At 69.5% G+C, this 596-nt stretch carries 1 protein-coding gene; it reads right to left on the reverse strand.

From position 1 onward, the window contains the following. The coding region (locus ACFOVU_RS28915; protein WP_378538635.1) for an acyltransferase domain-containing protein at window positions 1-596 on the reverse strand (596 nt) is incomplete at both ends.

Raw genomic sequence — 596 nt, forward strand, 5'->3', positions numbered from 1 at the left:
AACGTCTCGACGATGGGGGTCATCAATGGGGAGTGGAAGGCGTGGGAGACGTTGAGGATCCGGGTTTTGCGTCCCTGGTCTTTGAAGTGGGTGGTGATGGTGTGGATGGTGGGGGCGTGGCCGGAGACGACGGTGGCGTGGGGGGCGTTGTGGGCGGCGATCCCCGCGTGGTGCTCCTGGCCTTCCAGCAGGGGAGCGATCTCGTCGGGGGTGGCGTCGATGGCGGCCATGGTCCCGCCCTCGGGGAGGGACTGCATGAGGCGGCCGCGGGTGGCCACGAGCCGGGCGGCGTCGGTCAAGGACAGGGCGCCGGAGGCGTGGTGGGCGGTGATCTCGCCCAGCGAGTGGCCGGTCATGTAGTCCGGGTGGACACCCCAGGATTCGAGGAGCCGGAACAGGGCGGTTTCGAGGGCGAAGAGGGCGGGTTGGGTGTAGGCGGTCTGGTCGAGGAGTTGGGCGTGTTCGGTGCCGGGGGTGGCCCACATGACGTGCTTGAGGGGGTGGTCCAGGTACGGGTCCAGCGCGTCGCAGGCGGCGTCCAAGGCTGCGGCGAAGGTGGGGAAGGTGGTGTAGAGGTGGCGTCCCATGCCGGGGTG

Origin of the sequence: Nocardiopsis sediminis, assembly GCF_042650565.1 — a bacterium.
GTDB lineage: Bacteria > Actinomycetota > Actinomycetes > Streptosporangiales > Streptosporangiaceae > Nocardiopsis_B > Nocardiopsis_B sediminis.